Source organism: Thermocrispum agreste DSM 44070 (genome assembly GCF_000427905.1).
GTDB lineage: Bacteria > Actinomycetota > Actinomycetes > Mycobacteriales > Pseudonocardiaceae > Thermocrispum > Thermocrispum agreste.
In genome coordinates, this window is the sequence record NZ_ATYX01000006.1 from 134,510 (window position 1) to 153,353 (window position 18,844).

Here is an 18,844-nt window from a genome sequence, read left to right on the forward strand (position 1 = left end):
CCTCGTGCCGCAGTGGTTTCGGCGCAGACGTTGGTCGTGAAGGTTGGTTCCTCGGCGCTCACCACGGCCGAGGACGGCTTGGACCGCTCCAGGCTGGACGCCCTGGTCGATGCGGTGGCCGGCCGGATCAAGGCGGGCACGAAGGTGGTCCTGGTGTCGTCCGGGGCCATCGGTGCCGGGATATCCCCGCTGTCGTTGCCGTCCCGGCCGCGTGACCTGGCCACCCAGCAGGCCGCGGCGAGTGTCGGGCAGCTCGCGCTGGCGCACGCGTATGTCGAGTCGTTCGGCCGCTACGGGCTGACGGTCGGGCAGGTCCTGCTCACCGCCGACGACGTGGTCCGGCGCGCCCATTACCGCAACGCGCAGCGGACGTTCTCCCGGCTGCTGGCGTTGGGGGCGGTCCCGGTGGTCAACGAGAACGACACCGTGGCGACCGAGGAAATCCGCTTCGGCGACAACGACCGGCTCGCCGCCCTCGTTGCGCACCTGGTGCGCGCGGACGCGCTGGTTCTGTTGTCGGACGTGGACGCGCTGTACGACGGCGACCCGCGCAAGGGGGCGACCCGGGCGATCTCGGAGGTGCGCTCCGCGAAGGATCTGGAAGGCTTGCACGTCGGCATGTCCAGCTCCGGGCTGGGGACCGGAGGGATGAAGTCCAAGGTGGCTGCCGCACTGACCGCGGCTGCCGGTGGCATCCCGGTACTGCTGGCGGCGGCTGTTTCGGCCGAGCGGGCGCTGACCTCGGCGGACGTGGGTACCGCGTTCGCCGCCCGGAAGTCGCGCTTGCCCGCTCGCCGGTTCTGGCTCGGCTATGCGGCGGACTCCGCGGGGCGGCTGCATCTCGACGACGGCGCCGTCACCGCGGTAGTCGAGCGCCGTCGCTCGCTGCTGGCGGCCGGGATCACCGGTGTCGACGGCGGCTTCGTCGCAGGAGACGTGGTGGATCTCGTCGATCCACGGCAACGGGTGATCGCCCGGGGTGTCGTGGCGTACGACGCCAGCGAGTTGCCACGCATGATCGGCCGGTCGACGCACGAGCTCCCGGAAGAGCAGCGTCGCGAAGTGGTGCACGCCGACGACTTGGTGCCGCTTGCGCACTAGGTGCGCGCTGGAGTCCGCAGGGCGTCCCGCTCGTTCGCCGTGACGCAGGTTATTCCGCGAAGAACGTCGCCAAAGGGGCAATCGCGGCACTGCCGTAAGCTTTTCGGTCATGGCAAAGCCTCGACGGGTCGGGGTGATGGGGGGCACGTTCGACCCGATCCACAACGGTCACCTGGTGTCCGCCAGCGAGGTCCAGTGGCGGTTCGGCCTGGACGAAGTCCTGTTCGTGCCCACCGGGCAGCCCTGGCAGAAGGCCGGCCGCGACGTCAGTCCGGCCGAGGACCGCTACCTGATGACGGTCATCGCGACGGCGTCCAATCCGGTGTTCCGGGTCAGCCGGATCGAGATCGACCGTCCCGGCCGCACCTACACGGTCGACACGCTGCGACAACTGCGGCGGGAGATGCCGGACACCGAGCTGTTCTTCATCACCGGAGCCGACGCCCTGGAGCAGATCCTCACCTGGCGCAACGCCGACGAGCTGTTCGACCTGGCGCATTTCGTCGGCGTCACACGGCCGGGTTACCGGTTGGACGGCCATCACCTGCCGGAAGGCAAGGTGTCACTGGTCGACGTGCCCGCGATGGCGATTTCGTCGACGAACTGCCGGGAGCGGGTTCGTACCGGGGAGCCGATCTGGTACCTGACCCCGGACGGCGTCGTCCGCTACATCCACAAGCACCGGCTCTACGTGCGTGACGAGCAGTGACGACCGACAATGCGTCGGAGCTACCAGGTAGGCTCAAGCAGCTGACAGCGAGGACGGGAGAAACGGCAAGTGGCAGCCACGGCTGAAGCACGCACGATCGCGGAGGCCGCCGCGCACGCGGCCGCGGACAAGAAGGCGTCCGACATCGTGCTGCTCGATGTGTCCGAGCGCCTGGTGATCACCGACGTGTTCGTGATCGCCTCGGCGCCCAACGAGCGTCAGGTCGGCGCGATCGTGGACAACATCGAGGAGAAGCTGCTGGCGATCGGGCACAAGCCGGCCCGCCGCGAAGGTGCGCGGGAGGGCCGCTGGGTGCTGCTGGACTACGTCGACGTGGTGGTGCACGTCCAGCACACCGAAGAACGCTCGTACTACGGCCTGGACCGGCTGTGGAAGGACTGCCCGGAGCTGGAGGTGCCCGGGCTGGACGAAGCGGACGGGTCGCAGACGTGACCCAGCCACCGGGCCGCATCAGACGGCTGGTGCTGTGGCGGCACGGCGAGACGACGTACAACGCGTCCGGCCGGATGCAGGGCCACATCGACACCGAGCTCACCGCGGTCGGGTGGAATCAGGCGCGGTTCGCCGTCCCGGCGCTGGCCAGGTTTCAACCGGACCTGGTGGTGGCGTCCGACTTGCGCCGGGCCACCGACACGGCCATGGTGCTGACCGAAGGCATCGGTGTCCCACTGCGGGTCGACAAGCGCCTGCGTGAGACGCATCTGGGGGAGTGGCAAGGGCTCACCGGCGCCGAGGTGGATGCGGAGTGGCCGGGCGAGCGGGAGAAGTGGCGCAAGGACGCCACCTGGGCGCCGCCCGGCGGGGAAAGCCGGGTGGAGGTGGCTGAGCGGGCCATGCAGGTGGTGGCCGATCTCGACCGCGGCCCGCACGAGGTGGTGTTGCTGGCCGCGCACGGCGGCCTGATCGTGGCGTTGACGGCCGCGCTGCTGGAGCTGCCGTTGAGCCACTGGACCCTGCTGGGCGGCATCGGCAACTGTCACTGGGTGGAGCTGCGGCGGCTGGACGGCCGATGGCGGCTGCACGGCTACAACGTGGGGATGACGGGGTGAGCCCACGGCTGCTGGTGTTCGGCGATTCGCTGAGTTTTCACGGACCCGACGGGCCATTGGCGGCGGACGACCCGCGGTTGTGGCCGAACGTGGCGGCCGCGCGCCTGGGTGGGGAGGCCGAGCTGGTGGCCAGGGCGGGCTGGACCGCCCGCGACGCCTGGTGGGCGATGATCGAGGACCCGAGGGTGTGGGCCGATCTGCGCCGGGTCGACGCGGTGGTGCTGGCGGTGGGCAGCATGGACACGCTTCCGTCCCCGCTGCCGACGTACCTGCGCACCGGCCTGCGCTATCTGCGTCCCGACGGCCTGCGCCGGATGGTCCGTAAGGCTTATCTGGCGGCGCAACCGCATCTGTCCGTGCTGTTCCGCGGGCGTCCTGCGGCCCTGCCCGTCCGGTTGACCGTGCGATACCTCGACACTGCGGTCGGGGCGCTGCGCATTTTGCGGCCCGACATGCCGATAGTCGGAATTCTTCCGTCGATTCACCGGGCCGAGTCCTACGGATACGTCCACACGGTGCGTGACCCGGCTGCCGCGGCTATCGCTCGTTGGGCGGCGAGGGTGAACGTACCGGTGGTGGACCTGCCCGCTGTCGTGGGCGATCACGTGCTCAGCGGGCGCGGCAACCCGGACGGCATGCACTGGGGCTGGGAAGGCCACCGTCTGGTGGGCGAGGCGATGGCGGCCACGCTGGCGCCGTTGCTGATCTCGCGATGTGACGAATCCCCAGCTGAACGTCCCAATGTGAGCGAGCCGGGCTGACTACGCTGGACGCCGTGCCCGTCGCCGTCGTCACCGACTCCACGGCCTACCTGCCCGAGGGCTTCGCCAAGCGGCACGACATCACCGTCGTGCCGCTCAACGTGCTGGTGGACGGCGAGTGCGCGCGCGACGGAGTCGATTTCGGCGCTGCCGAGCTGATCGCCGCGCTGACCGCGCACCGCAAGGTGACGACGTCGATGCCCAGCCCGGCCGATCTTGCGGCCACCTACCGGCGGGTGTTGGACGGCGGCGCCGATGCGGTGGTGTCGATTCACCTGTCCCGGGAGTTGTCGGGGACCTGGGCGGCCGCGGTGACGGCAGCGGACGAGGTGTGCGCCGAGCGGGGGGCGGGCCGCGTGCGGGTGGTCGACTCGCGGACCACGGTCATGGGACTCGGCTTCGCGGCGCTGCACGCGGCCGAGGCGGCCGCCCGGGGCGCCTCCGCCGCGGAAGTCGAGGACGTAGCGGTGAGCACCGCGGCGCGTTCCCGGACCGTGTTCGTGGTGTCGACGCTGGAGTATTTGCGCCGGGGCGGCCGGATCTCCTCGGCGAGCGCTTTGCTCGGTACCGCATTGGCCATGAAGCCGCTGCTGCACATCGAAGACGGGCGGATCCGGCCGCTGGAGAAGGTCCGCACCATGAGCAAGGCGCTGAGCCGCCTGGTGGAACTCGCGGCGGCGCAAGCCGGTGACGAGCCGGTCGAACTGGCCGTGCAGCACTTGGGGTCGCCGGACCGGGCCGTGCTGTTGGCCGATCGGTTGTCGGAGGCGATACCGAAGGCAAGCGGGTGTGTGGTGTCCGAACTGGGTGCGGTCATCGGCGCGCACACCGGCCCAGGCGCGCTCGGCATCGTCGTGCAGCTGCCGCCTCGGTAGTGAGGCAGCGGTGCCTCCCGGCGCCGCTGCTCGCGGACTCTGCCTGCCGAGCAGGTCGTGATCGTCGCACCGCGCGGACTCGCGCCCTGATCCCGGCCGAAAGGACCGAAACCGACCAGCAGCGACCCACGCGGACCGAGCGAGGCGTCGCGACTGACGGTCACACCGATCTCGGCCGAAACAACCACGTCCGACCGCATCGACCCACACAGATCGGACGGATCGGCACGGTCGGCCCGATCTACCGCGATGGATGCCGGGGATTCTGGATCTACCGCGATGGGTGCCGGGGTTCTGGTCGTGTCGGTGGGTGCCGAGGATTCCGGTTGTGTCGGCGGGTGCCGGGGATTCCGGTTGTGTCGGCGGGTGCCGAGGACTCCGGCCGTTCCGGCGGGCACCGGGCGATCCGGCCTCGGCAGACGCCGCCTCGTCGCAGGGACGTTCGCCACGGCTTGATCGGTTGTCCACAACTGCCAGTTGTCCACAGCCTGCCCACGACGGCCTCCACCGCAGTGATCAACACCAATACCGTCGACCACATGTTCGAACGAGGAACTGCAGGCCGGACGGCGCACCGGCTGGCCACGGTCGCCGTCCCGGACGGTGCCACCCCACGGAGGGATCAAGGGCGATGTGAGGCTGAGCCATCGGCAGTGTCTGCGCGGTCGTCGGTCAGACGCAGCAGTGAGCCGCGGAAGGCCGGTGGCTCCGGCACAGGCGTGTCGTCGGCCGAGCCATCGCCGGATGCGCGAGTGAGAAGGACGGGGATTCCTGCCGAGGCGCAAGAAGAACTGGCCGGGTGCGGGTCTCGATCGTCGACAGAGAAGTCGTACGACGATGGGGAGCTGGCAGAGTATGACGAGCCGATAGCCGAGGACGAGCATTCCCCGCCGGGTCGTGGATCACGGATCACCTGGTGGAGGCCGGGCAGCGGTAAACACCGCCTCGGCGCTGCCCGAGATGTCGTCCGATCCGCCGCTTCCGTACCGCTTCGCGTGCTGGTGGCGGCGGCCGTCGTCGTGGCGGTGGTTGGGGTGGCAGTCGTCACCGCATTCGCCAGTCCGGCCCCGGCACCCGCTGAGGCTCCGCCGTTGCCCGCGGCGCAGCGCAGCGAGCCGCGCCCGCCGGCGGGAGGGGATGCAGACGTCCTGGTCGTCAGCGTCGTCGGTGCAGTTCGCAAGCCAGGCCTGGTTCGGTTGCAGCCCGGTGCGCGCGTGGATGACGCGTTGCGGGCGGCAGGCGGCGCGAAGCCGAAGGCGGATCTCCGGTCGGTGAATCTCGCCCGCAAGGTGGCCGACGGCGAGCAAGTGTTCGTGCCGGAGCAGGGTGGTGGCGGTGCGACAGCTGATGCCGGCACCGTCGGCACCGACGGTGCCGACGGTGTGAAGGTGAACATCAATACGGCCACGGCGGCGGAACTGGAAACTCTGCCGGGGATCGGCGAGGTCACGGCGGGCAACATCATCGCGTGGCGCGAACAGCACGGCCCGTTCACATCGGTTGAGCAGCTGCTCGAGGTCGACGGCATCGGGGATCGGCGGCTGTCGCAGCTGCGCGATCGGGTCACGGTGTGATGTCGAGCCTGGGTGGCCGCAACGCCCGCTGCCCGGATGCTCATGTCCGAGACACGGCTTCCGCCGGCGCTCGGTCGGACTCGGTGCGGGCTGGTCCCGATGTCCGCCTGGTTCCCGCAGCGGCGCTGGTGTGGGTTTCAGGGCTTGCAGGTGCACTGGTCGGCTGGTGGTGCGCCCCGCTCCTGGGTGGGCTCGCAGTGGTTGCGGCGCTGATGTTGCTCCGCATCCGGGTGGCGGTCGGTCTTGCGGCGGCGTTGCTGGTCTGCGGGTTGCTCGCGGTGGGGGTGCTCGGGATCAGCTTGCACCGCGCAGAGACTGATCCGTTGCGGTCCGTCGCCGAGAGCGGCGGGACGGCCGAGATGAGGCTGACCGTCGCCGAGCGCCCCAGACCGATCCGTGCCGCGGGGTATGCCGACGACCGTGCGGGCTCGGTAGTGATGGTGGCCACCGAGGCCGATCAGGTCGTGGTGGGGAAGCGACTCGTGGAGAGATCCGGCCGTGTCCTCGTCGTGGCGCGAGCCGACGGATGGGCGAGCCTGCTACCTGGTCAAATGGTGACTGCCGAGGGCTCCTTGTCGGCAGCCCGAGGTGGAGACATGACCGTGGCCGTGCTGCACGTACGCAGCCCACCGCTGGCCGTCACCCCGGCGCCGTGGTGGCAGGAGGTTGCGGCGCGATTTCGCGCGGCCATGCGTGACGCCACGCAGGTGCTCGAGCCCGAGGAAGCAGGTTTGCTGCCGGGGTTGGTCATCGGCGACACGGCGCGGATGACGCCACAACTGCAGGAGGAGTTCCGTGACGCGGGCCTGGCGCACCTAGTAGCGGTCTCGGGGTCGAACCTCGTCGTTGTGTGCGGAGCAGCGCTTGCGGTGACGCGGGCGGTACGGCTCGGGCCGCGGACTTCGGCAATCGCAGCTGGTGCCGTGCTGACCGCATTCGTGATCGTGGTCGGGTACGAGCCGAGCGTGCTGCGCGCCGGGGTCATGGCCGCTGTCGGGCTAATGGCGTTGTGCCTGGGGCGTGAGGGGTCGGCCGTGCCCGCGCTTTGCGTCGCGGTGGTCCTCCTCGTCCTGCTGGATCCTGCGATGGCCGTCAACGTGGGCTTCGCACTGTCGGTTGTCGCAACAGCGGCATTGGTCCTGGTCGCGCCCGGATGGGTGGAGGCTCTGCGTCGCCGACGGGTGCCTCGGGTCGTCGCAGAAGGGCTCGTCGTCCCACTGGTGGCGTTCGTCGCCACTGTGCCCATCCTGGCGGGCGTGACCGGCGAAGTCGGCCTGATGACCGTCGCCGCCAACGTGCTCGCCGCTCCGGTGGTGCCGCTGGCAACGGTGCTGGGCTTCGTGGCCGTGCTGACGGCGCCGCTGCTGTCCTGGCTCGCGGAGATCTTCGTGTATGCGGCGGGCCCTGAGATGACGTGGCTGATCGTCGTCGCGCGCCACGCGGCCGCCGTTCCCGGGGCGGTCGTCTCGTGGCCGGACGGATGGTGGGGCGGTCTGCTGGCGATGACTGTCTGCGGGGTTGTGGTTGTCCTGCTGCACAGTCGGCGATGGCGGCTCGTCGCGACGACGGTTGTGCTGGTCGTCGCCGTCGTGGTCGTGCCCGCCAAGGCGTGGCGACCTGGCTGGCCGCCGCCCGGGTGGGTGATGGTCGCGTGCGACGTCGGCCAGGGCGACGGGTTGGTGCTGGCCACCGGCCGCCCAGGTGAGGCCGTCGTCGTGGACACCGGCACGGAGCTCGGTCACATCGACGACTGCCTCGACCAGCTGGGGATCGCGACGGTACCGGTCGTGCTGCTCAGCCACCTGCATGCCGACCATGTCGGAGGTCTGGCTGCAGTGGTGGAGGGACGCTCGGTCGGTGGGGTGGCCGTCGGTGACGGTCGATCTCCGGGCTGGGCGTGGCGCGAGGTGCAGCAGATCGCCGACCGCCGACGGCTGCCGTTGCTGCGGCTGCGGGCAGGGGAGCAGCTGCGATGGCCGCAGCTGACCGTGGACGTCCTCGGCCCGCGTCACCTCCCGAAGGGTGGGGACGACGGGAGAGGCGGAGAGGAAGGAACGGTGATCAACAACGCATCGGTGGTCCTGCGGGCCACGACACCGGTGGGCCGTGTGCTGCTCACCGGAGACATCGAGCAGGCTGCGCAGGCAGGCCTGCTTGCTGCAGGGGTGGACCTGCGGGCGGACGTGCTGAAGGTTCCGCATCACGGATCGCGCTACACGTTGCCGGACTTCCTGGCCGCGGTGGCTCCGCGAGTGGCGATCATCAGCGTCGGCGCGGACAACCGGTACGGCCATCCGAGTCCGATGCTGGTCAAGGCGCTGCGGTCGGCCGGTGTGCTCGTTGCCCGGACAGACGTCAGCGGTGACGTCGCCGTCGCACCGGGACCGAACGGAGCCCTGTCGGTCCACGGCGAACGCGCACAGCCTTCCCCGGGCCGTGGTCTGCCGATTGGTGTGCACGACACGGCTGCTGGGCACGGTTACCAGCGAGCGCCGAGGTGCGCCGTATGCCACGGCCGAAGCCGGAGGGACGAGGATCCGCGTCGCCAGGAAAGGCCGGCCGCATGTCCGCGAGCGCGGCCACAACCGCTGAGACCGCCAGCACCGGTGGGCCGGCCACGTTCGAGGCGATCCGGCTGCCGCGAGCGATCCGGCTGCCGCAGGCAGTGCGGTGAGCTGGAACGGCCGCACACGGCTCAGGCCGAGACCTGCTGCGCAAACGGTCCAAACGGATCAGGTGGCCCCTGCAGCGTGGGCCCCTGCACCGTGCTGGCCATAGCCGCTGGGGCTGTCCGGGACTACTGGGTCCGCCCGGACCGCTGAAGCGATCTCCTCCAGCGGGGATAGGCGCGCACGCTTGAGCTGAGTCGCGCTGCGTGAGAAGCCCGGCACCCAAGGAGATGCTTACCGCCAGGGCGCCAATCAGCACGGCTAGGCCGGCCAGCACCGCTGGAGCGATCTCCCGCTCGCTCCGCCTGGCGGCGACGGCCCACGCGCACCCGGCCGGTACAGCGTGTGTTCGGGCCGGGATGCGGTGGGAAGGGAAGCCTGCTGCTGAGCCGAAGCGGGATGCGCCAGAAGCCCGGCCGCTAGGAGATGTGCGCTGCTAGGACCGACCAGCACCAGGAGCGTCGGCCGTTGTCGCTGGGCCGACTGGTACCGCTGGGCTGACCAGCACCGGTGGTGCGATCTCCTCCAGCTGGGAAGGGCGGGCACGGCCGAGCCGAATCGCGCTGCGCGACAAGCCCGCTGCTCGGAGAGGTGCACCGCTGAGGTCAGCCCCGCCGTCGAAGCCGGCCCGCGCCGCGGCAGCTGATCGGACCGCTGAGCCCCCCGCCGGTGACTCTCGCCGGCTCGCCTACTTGGCCAGGGCCGCGCGGACGGCGTCGACCGTGGGCTCGACCGTCGCCTTGGGGCCGACGTGATCCTGCACGGCGTCGAGCGTCTTCAGGCCGTCGCCGGTGATCAGCAGGACGATCTCCTCGTCCGGGTCGATCTTGCCCGTGTCGATGAGCTTCTTCGCGGTCGCGACGGTGACCCCGCCCGCGGTCTCGGCGAACACCCCTTCAGTGCGTGCGAGCAGGCGAATGCCCTCGACGACTTCCTCGTCGGTGACGTCCTCGACGGCGCCGCCGGTCCGCCGCACCACGTCGAGCACGTACGGGCCGTCGGCCGGGTTCCCGATGGCCAGGGAACGGGCAATGGTGTTCGGTTTGACCGGCTGCACCACGTCATAGCCCTGCTTGAAGGCGTTGGACACCGGTGCGCAGCCGCTGGCTTGCGCCCCGAACACTTTGTACGGCGTCGGTTCGACCAAACCCACCTCGCCCAGCTCCCGGAAGCCCTTGTCCACCTTGGTCAGCTGCGACCCGGAGGCGACCGGCACGACGATTTGCGGCGGGATACGCCACCCGAGCTGCTCGGCGACCTCGAACGCGAGGGTCTTCGAGCCCTCCGAGTAGTACGGCCGCACGTTGACGTTGACGAAGGCCCACGACTCGTTCTCCGCGGCCAGCTCGGTGGCCAGTCGGTTGACGTCGTCGTACGTGCCGTCCACCGCGATGAGCGAGCCGTCGTACACCGCGGTGGTGAGGATCTTGGCGCGCTCGAGCGAGGCGGGGATCAGCACCACGGAGTCCCACCCGGCCCGCGCGGCCGCAGCGGCGACGGCGTTCGCCAGGTTGCCGGTCGACGGGCACGCGAGCACCGAGAAGCCGAACTCGCGGGCCGCGGCGAGCGCGACCGCCACGACGCGGTCCTTGAACGAGTGCGTGGGGTTCCCGGTGTCGTCCTTGATCCACAGCCGCCGGACCCCGAGCGCCTTGGCCAGCCGGTCGGCGCGGATCAGCTTGGTACAGCCCGGCTCGGTGTTGGGGAACTCCTCGACGTTGCTCGGCACGGGCAGCAGGTTCTTGTAGCGCCAGATGTTGCGCGGGCCCGCTTCGATCTGCTCGCGGGTGATCCGGCCGAAGTCGTAGGCGACCTCCAGCGGCGAGAAGTCCTCACTGGAGACGAACTCCGGTGCCAGCGGCTGGCGGTGCCCCTCTTCCTTGGACACCAGCTCGACGGCCGGGCCGAGATCGACGGACTTGCCGGAGCGCACGGTGGACGGGGCACCAAAAGTTGCAGTCATCGCGAGGTTCCTCTCCTCATCTTTCCCACGGAATGGGCCGGAATTGGCACCGTGCTCGTCAGCTACCTCGCGGATCCGAGATGACTGGCTGACGCCGGTTGCCGGGGCTTCACAGGGCCGGTCCCTCTGCCCCTCTTGATGAGCGTTGTTCAGTTGTCCTGCAGGTCGCCCCGCAGCTTCGGTGGACAGCCGACTGGCATCCTCGGCTCACCCTACGGCACGGCCGGGACGAGCCGCCAGTTCGTCTCAGATCCGGAGATCGAGATCACGCGACCGGCTGGACGTGCCTGCCGGCTCTTGCGTGCGAGGGGCGCATCGCGCTCGGCTACTGCTGCCGCAGGAATCCGCTCCACACTCACCGGCTCGGCTGCCTGCCGAAACCCGCACCCGCTTGCCAGCAGATTGCTGCGGCAGTTCGTTCCTCCATGCGTCCAGCTGACACGGTGAGTTGTCGACCTCGCGCGTCGACAGTGACGGGACCGGCTCGCTCGTCGCCGGTCGCGAAGGCCTGGTCGTGCCGGCCACTGGCTGTTGCGGATCGCTGGCCGCGACGGCGCCTGTTGTGGATCGCTGGCCGCCTTGCTGGCGCCTGTTGCGGATCGCTGGCCGCCTCGTTGGCGCCCGTCGCGGATCGCTGCCCTTCGCTCCCTGGCTGTTGCCGAATCCTGTCCGCCTCGTGCGTCGCTCGCCGTTGGAAACCTGCTTGTGTCGGCCGCTGGCCGCCGCGAAACGCCTGATCGCTCGGCCGTCGGCTGCTGCGAGGTGCCGCCCGGCAAGTCCGCCGACTGCCGTGGAATCCGCTCCACGGTCGCCGCGTGCCACGGGAACTACCGGTTTCGTGAGCAGGGGGGCGCACGAACAGCTCCCGCTGATGGTCGCCGTTTCCGTGGCGCAGTCAGGCTTGCCCCGCGGTGTGCCGTTGTTCCCGGAGACGACAGGACCCTGTGCCGCTATCCGTCAGCTCCCGGACGGGCTCGGACCGCCGACGTCGGCCCGGCGTGGCAGGATTCCACGCGTGAGTGCTGGCACCTCCCACCCTCCGGCCGTGCACGTGGTCCTCGGCGACGAGGAACTGTTGGTGGAGCGCGCGGTGCGGGACACCCTGGCGGCCGCGCGGCGCGTCGATCCCGCGGTGGATCTCACGCGGCTGAAGGCCGCGGACCTGACCGCGCCGTACCTGCTGGAGATGATCAGCTCCACCCTGTTCAGTGAGGGGCGGGTCGTCGTGCTGGAAGCGGCGCAGAGCGTGAGCGAGGAGATCGGCAAGGCGATCCTCGACTACGCCAAAGCGCCGTCCGACGGCGTCGTCCTCGTCGTGCTGCACTCCAACAGCGGCGGCACCAAGGCAGGCAAGGCGCTGCCTGCGGCGTTGCGCAAGGCAGGCGCGCAGATCACCGAGTGCGCCAAGATCACCAAGCCGGCCGAGCGGGAGGCGTTCGTCAAGGCCGAAATACGCCGTGCCGGAGGCAAGATCGACGCGGCGGCCGTCACCGCGTTGATCGACGCGGTCGGCTCCGACCTGCGTGAGCTCGCCATGGCCGCTTCCCAGCTGGTCGCGGACACCGGCGGGACCGTGACCGAGGAAGCGGTGCGGCGTTACCACCGGGGCAAGGCCGAGGTCAACGGGTTCGCGGTGGCGGAGAAGGTCGTGTCGGGGGACCGGGCAGCCGCCTTGGAATCCCTCCGGTGGGCCCTGCAGATCGGCGTCCCCCATGTGCTCATCGCCGACGCGATCGCCGATGCGGTGCGCACCATCGCCCGGGTCTCGGCTGCCGGACGTGGCAATCCGTACTCCATGGCGGGCGAGCTGGGGATGCCGCCGTGGAAGATTCGCCGCGCCCAGAGCCAGGCCCGCGGCTGGAGCCGGGAAGCACTCGCCGAGTCGATGGCGATCGTCGCGCGCTTGAACGCGGACGTGAAAGGCGCGGCCGCTGATCCCGAGTATGCGCTTGAGCGCGCCGCATTGGAGATCGCTGCTGCGCGTTCGAACCGCTGACAGTCCATCGGTCCACTGGGCCGACCGTGGCGCGCCGTCGTCGGTCCTCCACGGCAGCGCCTGGACGACGTTGCCGGCGCAGTGGTCGAGCCCGGAACGTGGTGTGGATCGCGCGCTTTCCGACCGAGTACCGACAGCGGCGCGGTCGCGTGACGCAAAACCACCCGCCGAGGACGGACATGCCGGGCAGCGACCACGGGCAACCGCATGGCTCGGGGAGACCGGCGACCGGGGATGCGTAGGTCCCGGCCTGGATCGATGCGTAGCATCACCGGCCGGGATCGGGCGGCGAGCTGGCTGGCTGCGGACCTGCAGATGCGAACTGGCCGACGTGCTTCGAGTTGGTCGGCGCGCACGAGCTGGTCGGCGCACCGGAGCGGGTCGGCACGTACGGGCTGGTTGGTGCGCGGTTCGAGCTGGTTGGTACGCACGAGCTGGTTGGCGCGCGCTTCGAGCGGGTCGGCACGCACAAACCGCTCGGCACACGCCCCGATCCGGGCGGCACACGCAACCAACCGGGCGGCGCTCGCCCGAAGGGGTCCGTAGACGCGAACTGGCCGGCAGCGCGAACGCTGCCGGCCAGGAAGTCGCGTAGGGAATTACAGCGCGTTGACCCGCTTGGCCATCGCGGACTTCTTGTTGGCGGCCTGGTTCTTGTGGATCACGCCCTTGCTGGCCGCCTTGTCCAGCTTGCGAGCGGCGATGCGCTGCAGCTCGACGGCCTTCTCCTTGTCGCCAGCCTCAACCGCCTCGCGGAACTTGCGGATTGCGGTCTTCACCGACGATTTCACCGCCTGGTTGCGCAGGCGGCGCTTCTCGTTGGTCTTGATGCGCTTGATCTGGGACTTGATATTGGCCACGGAAGCTGCTCCTTGATCGTCGGTGGATGTCGCTGCGCGTTTTTGTGGCCCCGCGACGGACGTGGTGCAGCGTCGCGGGTTTCCTCCCCTGCGGAATGCCACGCGGAAGCGACACACCAGGCTAACAATCCCCGCTCTGCGGCCTTTCACCAGGTATCCACTGAGCATGGAGGTTCTCAGCAGCCGGATCGTGCTGCGCCCGTCGGACCCGGAACGGACGCACGCGTTCTACGGCGAAACCCTCGGTCTGGCGGTCTACCGCCAGTTCCCGGGAGGAAAGGTGTACTTCCTCGGCAACGGACTGCTCGAGGTGTCCGGCCGGGGAGAGGAAGGGGAACGTCGGGGCCTGGCGTTGTGGCTGCAGGTGCGTGACCTGTCCGACGCGCTGGCCGAGCTGGCATTGGCCGGGGTGCCGATCGTGCGTGGGCCGCGACGCGAGCCGTGGGGCCTGCACGAGGCGTGGATCGCCGACCCGGACGGAGTCCGGATCGTGCTGGTCGAGGTCCCGGAGGGCCACCCGCTGCGCTCCGATCCACGGTAGCTTAGGCGCCCCGGCCGCCCCGGTCGGCGTTGGAGTACGCGACCGATCGGTGTCGCTGGCCGGGCGGAGGCTTCCCGCGTCGGTGATCGAATTTCGCCTGGTGGGAGGCTGCCCGGGAGAGCCTGGGCTCCCTCCGGTGGTTCCTCGTTGGTCGGTGTCGGCTCGGTGGCGAGGGAGCGCCTGGTGTGGCGGGTGCTGGCGGCGGCGGAACGGGTTGGTTCGTCGCCGTTGGTCCTGCTCGGTGGTGTGCGTGGCGCGTTGGTTGGTGGGCTCGGCTTGGTTGGTGGTTGAGTGTGTGGGCGGGCCGGTCGACTCCTGCCGGTGTGCTTGCGGGTTGGCGTGGCTGTGGGTGCGAGGGAGCGCCTGGTGTCTGGCCGGGCGGTGCTGGCGGCCGGGGAACGAGACTGCCGCCGTCGTTGGTCGTGGCCGGTGGCGTGCGGAGCGCGCCTGGTGGTCGGCTTCGCCGGGTGGGGTGCGCGGACGTGTGGGTGATACGGCACCGGTTGGTGCTTCTCCCGTCAGTCATCCGTCGCCGGGCTACGTGCCGTTCGGCGCGGAGCAAGGGACCGGAGCCCATTCCCGCCGCGTGGTGCTCGGCCGGTGCAAAGTCACGTCCCGGTCAGGACGCTCCGTCCTTCTTGTTCACCCCGCGCAGCTGGACGGCCCGGCCGGCGAACATGCCGGGCGGATCCCACGTCCACGACTGCACGTCGACGAAGCCCGCCGCCTCGGCTTCCGCGGCCAGCTGGTGCCGCGTCACGGACAGATGGGCTTCGTGCACCGACAACACCAGCCGCCCGCCGGGCCGGAGCACCCGCGCGATCTCGGCGAATCCCGCCCGCCGATCCGCCCAGAGCTGCACGTTGTTCACGGTCACGGCCACGTCGGCCGAATCGTCGTCGAGCCCGGTCCGTTCCGCGGTCCCGGCCTGCAGGCGCACCGAGCCGGAACGCACCAGATCGGCGCACCGCTGCTCGCTGAGCCGGAGCATGTCCTCCGACGGGTCGACGCCGATCGCGACGGCCGCTCGTTCGGCGGCGGCCCGCAACCCCACGCCCGGCCCGGGTCCCAGCACCAGCACCGTGTGTCCGGCGTCGAGGTCGGCGACTTCGACGATGTGCTTCTCGGTGGCGGCGTTCGTGTACGCCATGACCGCCCCACCGATCCGGCCAAGCAGGCCGCGAGGATGCCCGAAGGCTCGGTCCAGAAGGTCTTTCATAATTCGACAACAGCACGCTTCGGACCGCCCCAGCATCGGGGATGACCCGGAATTCTCCCCCGGGTGGCGAACCGGCGCGGCCGCCGAGCCCGTGCCGAGCAGCGGCAGGGGAGACGCGCACGAAGCGGCATGGGAACATAGAAGCGATCGCCCAGAACCGAGGAACCTGAGTGACCTTCGCCGACAAGACCTTCACGCCACCGGAGCGGATCCGGAACTTCTGCATCATCGCGCACATCGACCACGGCAAGTCGACGCTTGCCGACCGGATGCTGCAGCTCACCGGCGTCATCGAGGAGCGCCTGATGCGGGCGCAGTACCTCGACCGGATGGACATCGAGCGCGAGCGCGGCATCACCATCAAGGCGCAGAACGTCCGGTTGCCGTGGCGGGTCGGTGATCAGGACTACGTGCTGCACCTGATCGACACCCCCGGCCACGTCGACTTCACCTACGAGGTGTCGCGTGCGCTCGCGGCGTGCGAGGGCGCCATCCTGCTCGTGGACGCCGCGCAGGGCATCGAGGCGCAGACGCTGGCGAACCTGTATCTGGCCATGGACCGGGATCTGGAAATCATCCCGGTGCTGAACAAGATCGACCTGCCTGCCGCGGACCCGGACCGGTACGCCGCGGAACTCGGGCACATCCTGGGCGTCGATCCGTCGGACGTGCTCCGGGTGTCGGCCAAGACCGGGGAAGGCGTGCGCGAGCTGCTGGACCACCTGGTCGAGGTCGTCCCGCCGCCGACCGGCGACCCGGACGCGCCGCCCCGGGCGATGATCTTCGACTCGGTGTACGACACCTATCGCGGCGTGGTCACCTACATCCGGGTGGTGGACGGCAAGATCACCCCGCGGGACAAGATCCGCATGATGTCCACCGGCGCCACCCACGAGCTGCTCGAGGTCGGCATCATCTCGCCGGAGCCGAAGCCGGCCGACGGGCTGGGGGTCGGCGAGGTCGGCTATCTGATCACCGGCGTCAAGGACGTCCGCCAGTCCAAGGTCGGTGACACGGTCACCTCCGACCGGAAACCGGCCGCCGAGCCGCTGGCCGGCTACCGCGACCCGAAGCCGATGGTCTACTCCGGCCTGTACCCGATCGACGGGTCGGACTACCCGGTGCTGCGGGAAGCGCTGGAGAAGCTGCAGCTCAACGACGCCGCGTTGACGTTCGAGCCGGAGACGTCGGTGGCGCTCGGGTTCGGCTTCCGCTGTGGCTTCCTCGGCCTGCTGCATCTGGAGATCACCCGGGACCGGCTGGAGCGCGAGTTCGGCCTCGAGCTGATCTCCACCGCGCCGAACGTGGTGTATCGGGTCGTGCTGGAGGACGGCACCGAGCAGGTCGTCACCAACCCGTCCGACTGGCCGACCAAGAAGAAGATCGCCGAGGTGCACGAGCCGGTGTGCCGGGTGACGGTGATCGCCCCGAGCGAGTTCGTCGGCGCGATCATGGAGCTCTGCCAGAGCAAGCGCGGGCAGCTGGCAGGCATGGACTACCTGTCCGAGGAGCGGGTGGAACTGCGCTACCGGTTACCGCTGGCGGAGATCATCTTCGACTTCTTCGACTCGTTGAAGTCCCGCACCCGCGGGTACGCCTCGCTGGACTACGAAGAGGACGGCGAGCAGGTCGCCGACCTGGTCAAGGTCGACATCCTGCTGCACGGCCAGGCGGTGGACGCATTCAGCGCGATCGTGCACCGGGACCACGCCTACGCCTACGGCACGAAGATGACCAGCAGGCTGCGCGAGCTCATCCCGCGGCAGCAGTTCGAGGTGCCCATCCAGGCCGCGATCGGGTCCCGCATCATCGCCAGGGAAACCATCCGCGCGATGCGCAAGGACGTGCTGGCCAAGTGCTACGGCGGTGACATCTCGCGGAAGCGGAAGCTGCTGGAGAAGCAGAAGGAAGGCAAGAAGCGGATGAAGACCGTCGGCCGGGTCGACGTCCCGCAGGAGGCCTTCGTCGCGGCGCTGTCCACCGACGAACCCAAGGGCAAGAAGTAACCGGGCCAGCGCGCCGGGCGGACTCCCAAGGGCACGTCGGGCGGGCTCCCAAGGGCAGGAAGCAGCCCCCACACGGCATGGCGCCGGCACGTCCAACCGCCTACGGATGGTGGCCGACAGCACGGCGTAGCCGGTGCCGTCCCAGCTGGCGGGGAAGCCAATCCATCAGTGCCTGGGCGTGGTCACGGCGCGAGCGCCGTCGTGCCATTGGTGGGAGCTGCCCAGCCGGAGCGGCCCGCGGGCAAGCCAATACCCATCGGCTCGGCCTCCCGCGCGGAGCACGGTCACAGCAGTGGCGGGCGTGATCCATCGGTCGACGCTCGACGTCACCGCTACGCGGTGTTGGATCGCATCGGTTCCCCGTTCGAGGCATCGGCAGGCGCTACCCGCCGCCCACGGGCCGATTGCGTCCTGGTCGTCTCACGCTGGTCACTGCGATGCGAGCGATGTCGAATCCGCTCCACCGGTGACGACCCGCACTCGCCCGGTCGTGGGCGGCCCGTGCCGCGGCGTGAGCATCTCCGGGGACATCGGTGTGCCGATCACCCGGACGGACGTCCAAGGGTCCCACCAGCCGGTGACATTAAGCAGAAGCGGCAGCCCTGTCCGGGTGATGGACTGAAACCGACCTTGCCACCGGAGACACCGGGGACACGTTCAGAAGGAGGTCAGGGCGATGGCCACGACCAGCGGTCACGACGCACCGGCGCGGAACACCGAGGCCACGACATCGGCCGCGACCGGCACCCACGACACAGATGTTCGTCCCGTGGCTCTCCAGTACGTGCTTGCCGTGCTGCGGCTGGCGCTCGGCTGGACCTTCCTCTGGGCGTTCCTGGACAAGACGTTCGGCCTCGGTCATGCCACTCCTGGCCAGGGCGCCTGGATCAACGGTGGCAGCCCGACCACCGGTTACCTGTCACGGGTCGAAGGGCCGTTCGAGGACTTCTTCACCAGCCTCGCCGGGAAGGCATGGGTGGACTGGCTGTTCATGATCGGCCTGCTCGGTGTCGGGCTGGCGCTGATTCTCGGCATCGGAATGCGCGTGGCCGCGGTCGCCGGCGTGCTGATGCTCGGCCTGATGTACCTGGCTTCACTGCCGCTGGAGAACAATCCGTTCATGGACGAGCACGTCACCGAAGCGCTGATGTTGGTGGTGCTCGCCCTGACGTTCTCGGGCCGGTACCTCGGGCTGGGCCGCTACTGGGAGCGCATCCCGTTCGTGCAGAGGAACCGCTGGCTCATCTGAACCTGCCAGCCCGACCTGCCGGCCTCCGACCGGGGGCCGGCACGTCGTGTCCGGCCGTCACCGCGGTCCGGGTGGTGCCCGTTCGGTGGAGTGTGGCGGTCGGCTGGCGGTTCGGTGGGGCGTGGCGGTCAGCTGATGGTTCGGTGGGGCGTGGCGGTCAGCTGGCGGTTCGGTGGGGCGTGGCGGTCAGCTGGCGGTTCGGTGGGGCGTGGCGGTCGGCTGGCGGTTCGGCGAGGCGTGGCGGTCAGCTG

Annotated in this window: 15 protein-coding genes and 1 riboswitch; of the genes, 12 read left to right on the plus strand and 3 right to left on the minus strand. The window is 69.8% G+C overall.

Features of this window, described 5'->3' with window-relative positions:
- The first annotated feature begins 12 nt into the window (after window positions 1-12).
- The 8 genes from proB to YWY_RS19975 all read left to right on the plus strand — a co-directional run bounded on the left by proB (window position 13) and on the right by YWY_RS19975 (window position 8,912).
- Window positions 13-1,101 carry a glutamate 5-kinase gene (gene proB / locus YWY_RS0102785; RefSeq protein ID WP_038044341.1) on the plus strand — a complete coding sequence of 363 codons (1,089 nt, stop codon included), beginning with the start codon at window positions 13-15 and terminating at the stop codon, window positions 1,099-1,101.
- Window positions 1,102-1,210: 109 nt separating this feature from the next.
- Window positions 1,211-1,810 (plus strand): nicotinate-nucleotide adenylyltransferase, encoded by a 600-nt coding sequence (gene nadD / locus YWY_RS0102790; protein ID WP_084608860.1) that lies wholly within the window; start codon window positions 1,211-1,213, stop codon window positions 1,808-1,810.
- A 69-nt stretch (window positions 1,811-1,879) separates the two neighbouring features.
- Window positions 1,880-2,263, plus strand: coding sequence for a ribosome silencing factor (gene rsfS / locus YWY_RS0102795; RefSeq protein ID WP_028846367.1), 384 nt, complete (start codon window positions 1,880-1,882; stop codon window positions 2,261-2,263).
- On the plus strand, window positions 2,260-2,880 hold the full coding sequence (locus YWY_RS0102800) for a histidine phosphatase family protein (protein ID WP_028846368.1): 621 nt from the start codon (window positions 2,260-2,262) through the stop codon (window positions 2,878-2,880). The genes rsfS and YWY_RS0102800 overlap by 4 nt, the downstream gene beginning before the upstream one ends.
- Window positions 2,877-3,641 carry a diglucosylglycerate octanoyltransferase gene (gene octT / locus YWY_RS0102805; RefSeq protein ID WP_028846369.1) on the plus strand — a complete coding sequence of 255 codons (765 nt, stop codon included), beginning with the start codon at window positions 2,877-2,879 and terminating at the stop codon, window positions 3,639-3,641. Before YWY_RS0102800 ends, octT begins: the two co-directional genes overlap by 4 nt.
- A 14-nt stretch (window positions 3,642-3,655) precedes the next feature.
- Window positions 3,656-4,516: a DegV family protein gene (locus tag YWY_RS0102810; protein ID WP_028846370.1), complete on the plus strand. Its 861-nt coding sequence runs from the start codon at window positions 3,656-3,658 to the stop codon at window positions 4,514-4,516.
- Window positions 4,517-5,517: 1,001 nt separating this feature from the next.
- Entirely contained in the window at window positions 5,518-6,090 is a 573-nt protein-coding gene (locus tag YWY_RS24520) for a helix-hairpin-helix domain-containing protein (RefSeq protein ID WP_245566532.1), read from the plus strand.
- On the plus strand, window positions 6,090-8,912 hold the full coding sequence (locus tag YWY_RS19975) for a ComEC/Rec2 family competence protein (RefSeq protein WP_084608862.1): 2,823 nt from the start codon (window positions 6,090-6,092) through the stop codon (window positions 8,910-8,912). Before YWY_RS24520 ends, YWY_RS19975 begins: the two co-directional genes overlap by 1 nt.
- A 535-nt stretch (window positions 8,913-9,447) precedes the next feature.
- Here YWY_RS19975 and thrC read toward each other — a convergent pair.
- Window positions 9,448-10,722: a threonine synthase gene (thrC, locus tag YWY_RS0102825; protein WP_028846372.1), complete on the minus strand. Its 1,275-nt coding sequence runs from the start codon at window positions 10,720-10,722 to the stop codon at window positions 9,448-9,450.
- A 13-nt stretch (window positions 10,723-10,735) separates the two neighbouring features.
- Window positions 10,736-10,867, minus strand: a riboswitch (SAM riboswitch).
- 870 nt (window positions 10,868-11,737) lie between these two features.
- Here thrC and holA point away from each other — a divergent pair.
- Entirely contained in the window at window positions 11,738-12,718 is a 981-nt protein-coding gene (gene holA / locus YWY_RS0102830; RefSeq protein WP_028846373.1) for a DNA polymerase III subunit delta, read from the plus strand.
- A gap of 599 nt (window positions 12,719-13,317) precedes the next feature.
- Here the strand turns inward: holA and rpsT are convergent.
- Window positions 13,318-13,578 (minus strand): 30S ribosomal protein S20, encoded by a 261-nt coding sequence (gene rpsT / locus YWY_RS0102835; RefSeq protein WP_028846374.1) that lies wholly within the window; start codon window positions 13,576-13,578, stop codon window positions 13,318-13,320.
- A gap of 166 nt (window positions 13,579-13,744) precedes the next feature.
- Between rpsT and YWY_RS0102840 the strand changes: the two genes are divergently transcribed.
- A complete protein-coding gene (locus tag YWY_RS0102840) occupies window positions 13,745-14,119 on the plus strand; it encodes a VOC family protein (protein WP_028846375.1) in 375 nt (124 codons plus the stop codon).
- A gap of 619 nt (window positions 14,120-14,738) precedes the next feature.
- On the opposite strand, the gene YWY_RS19980 is transcribed toward YWY_RS0102840, so the two are convergent.
- Window positions 14,739-15,338 (minus strand): class I SAM-dependent methyltransferase, encoded by a 600-nt coding sequence (locus tag YWY_RS19980; protein ID WP_038044342.1) that lies wholly within the window; start codon window positions 15,336-15,338, stop codon window positions 14,739-14,741.
- Window positions 15,339-15,508: 170 nt separating this feature from the next.
- On the opposite strand from YWY_RS19980, the gene lepA reads away from it, so the two are divergent.
- Window positions 15,509-17,344, plus strand: coding sequence for a translation elongation factor 4 (gene lepA / locus YWY_RS0102850; protein ID WP_028846376.1), 1,836 nt, complete (start codon window positions 15,509-15,511; stop codon window positions 17,342-17,344).
- Between the two features lie 676 nt (window positions 17,345-18,020).
- Window positions 18,021-18,593, plus strand: a complete 573-nt coding sequence (locus tag YWY_RS0102855; protein WP_028846377.1) for a DoxX family protein — start codon at window positions 18,021-18,023, stop codon at window positions 18,591-18,593.
- The last annotated feature ends 251 nt before the right edge of the window (window positions 18,594-18,844 follow it).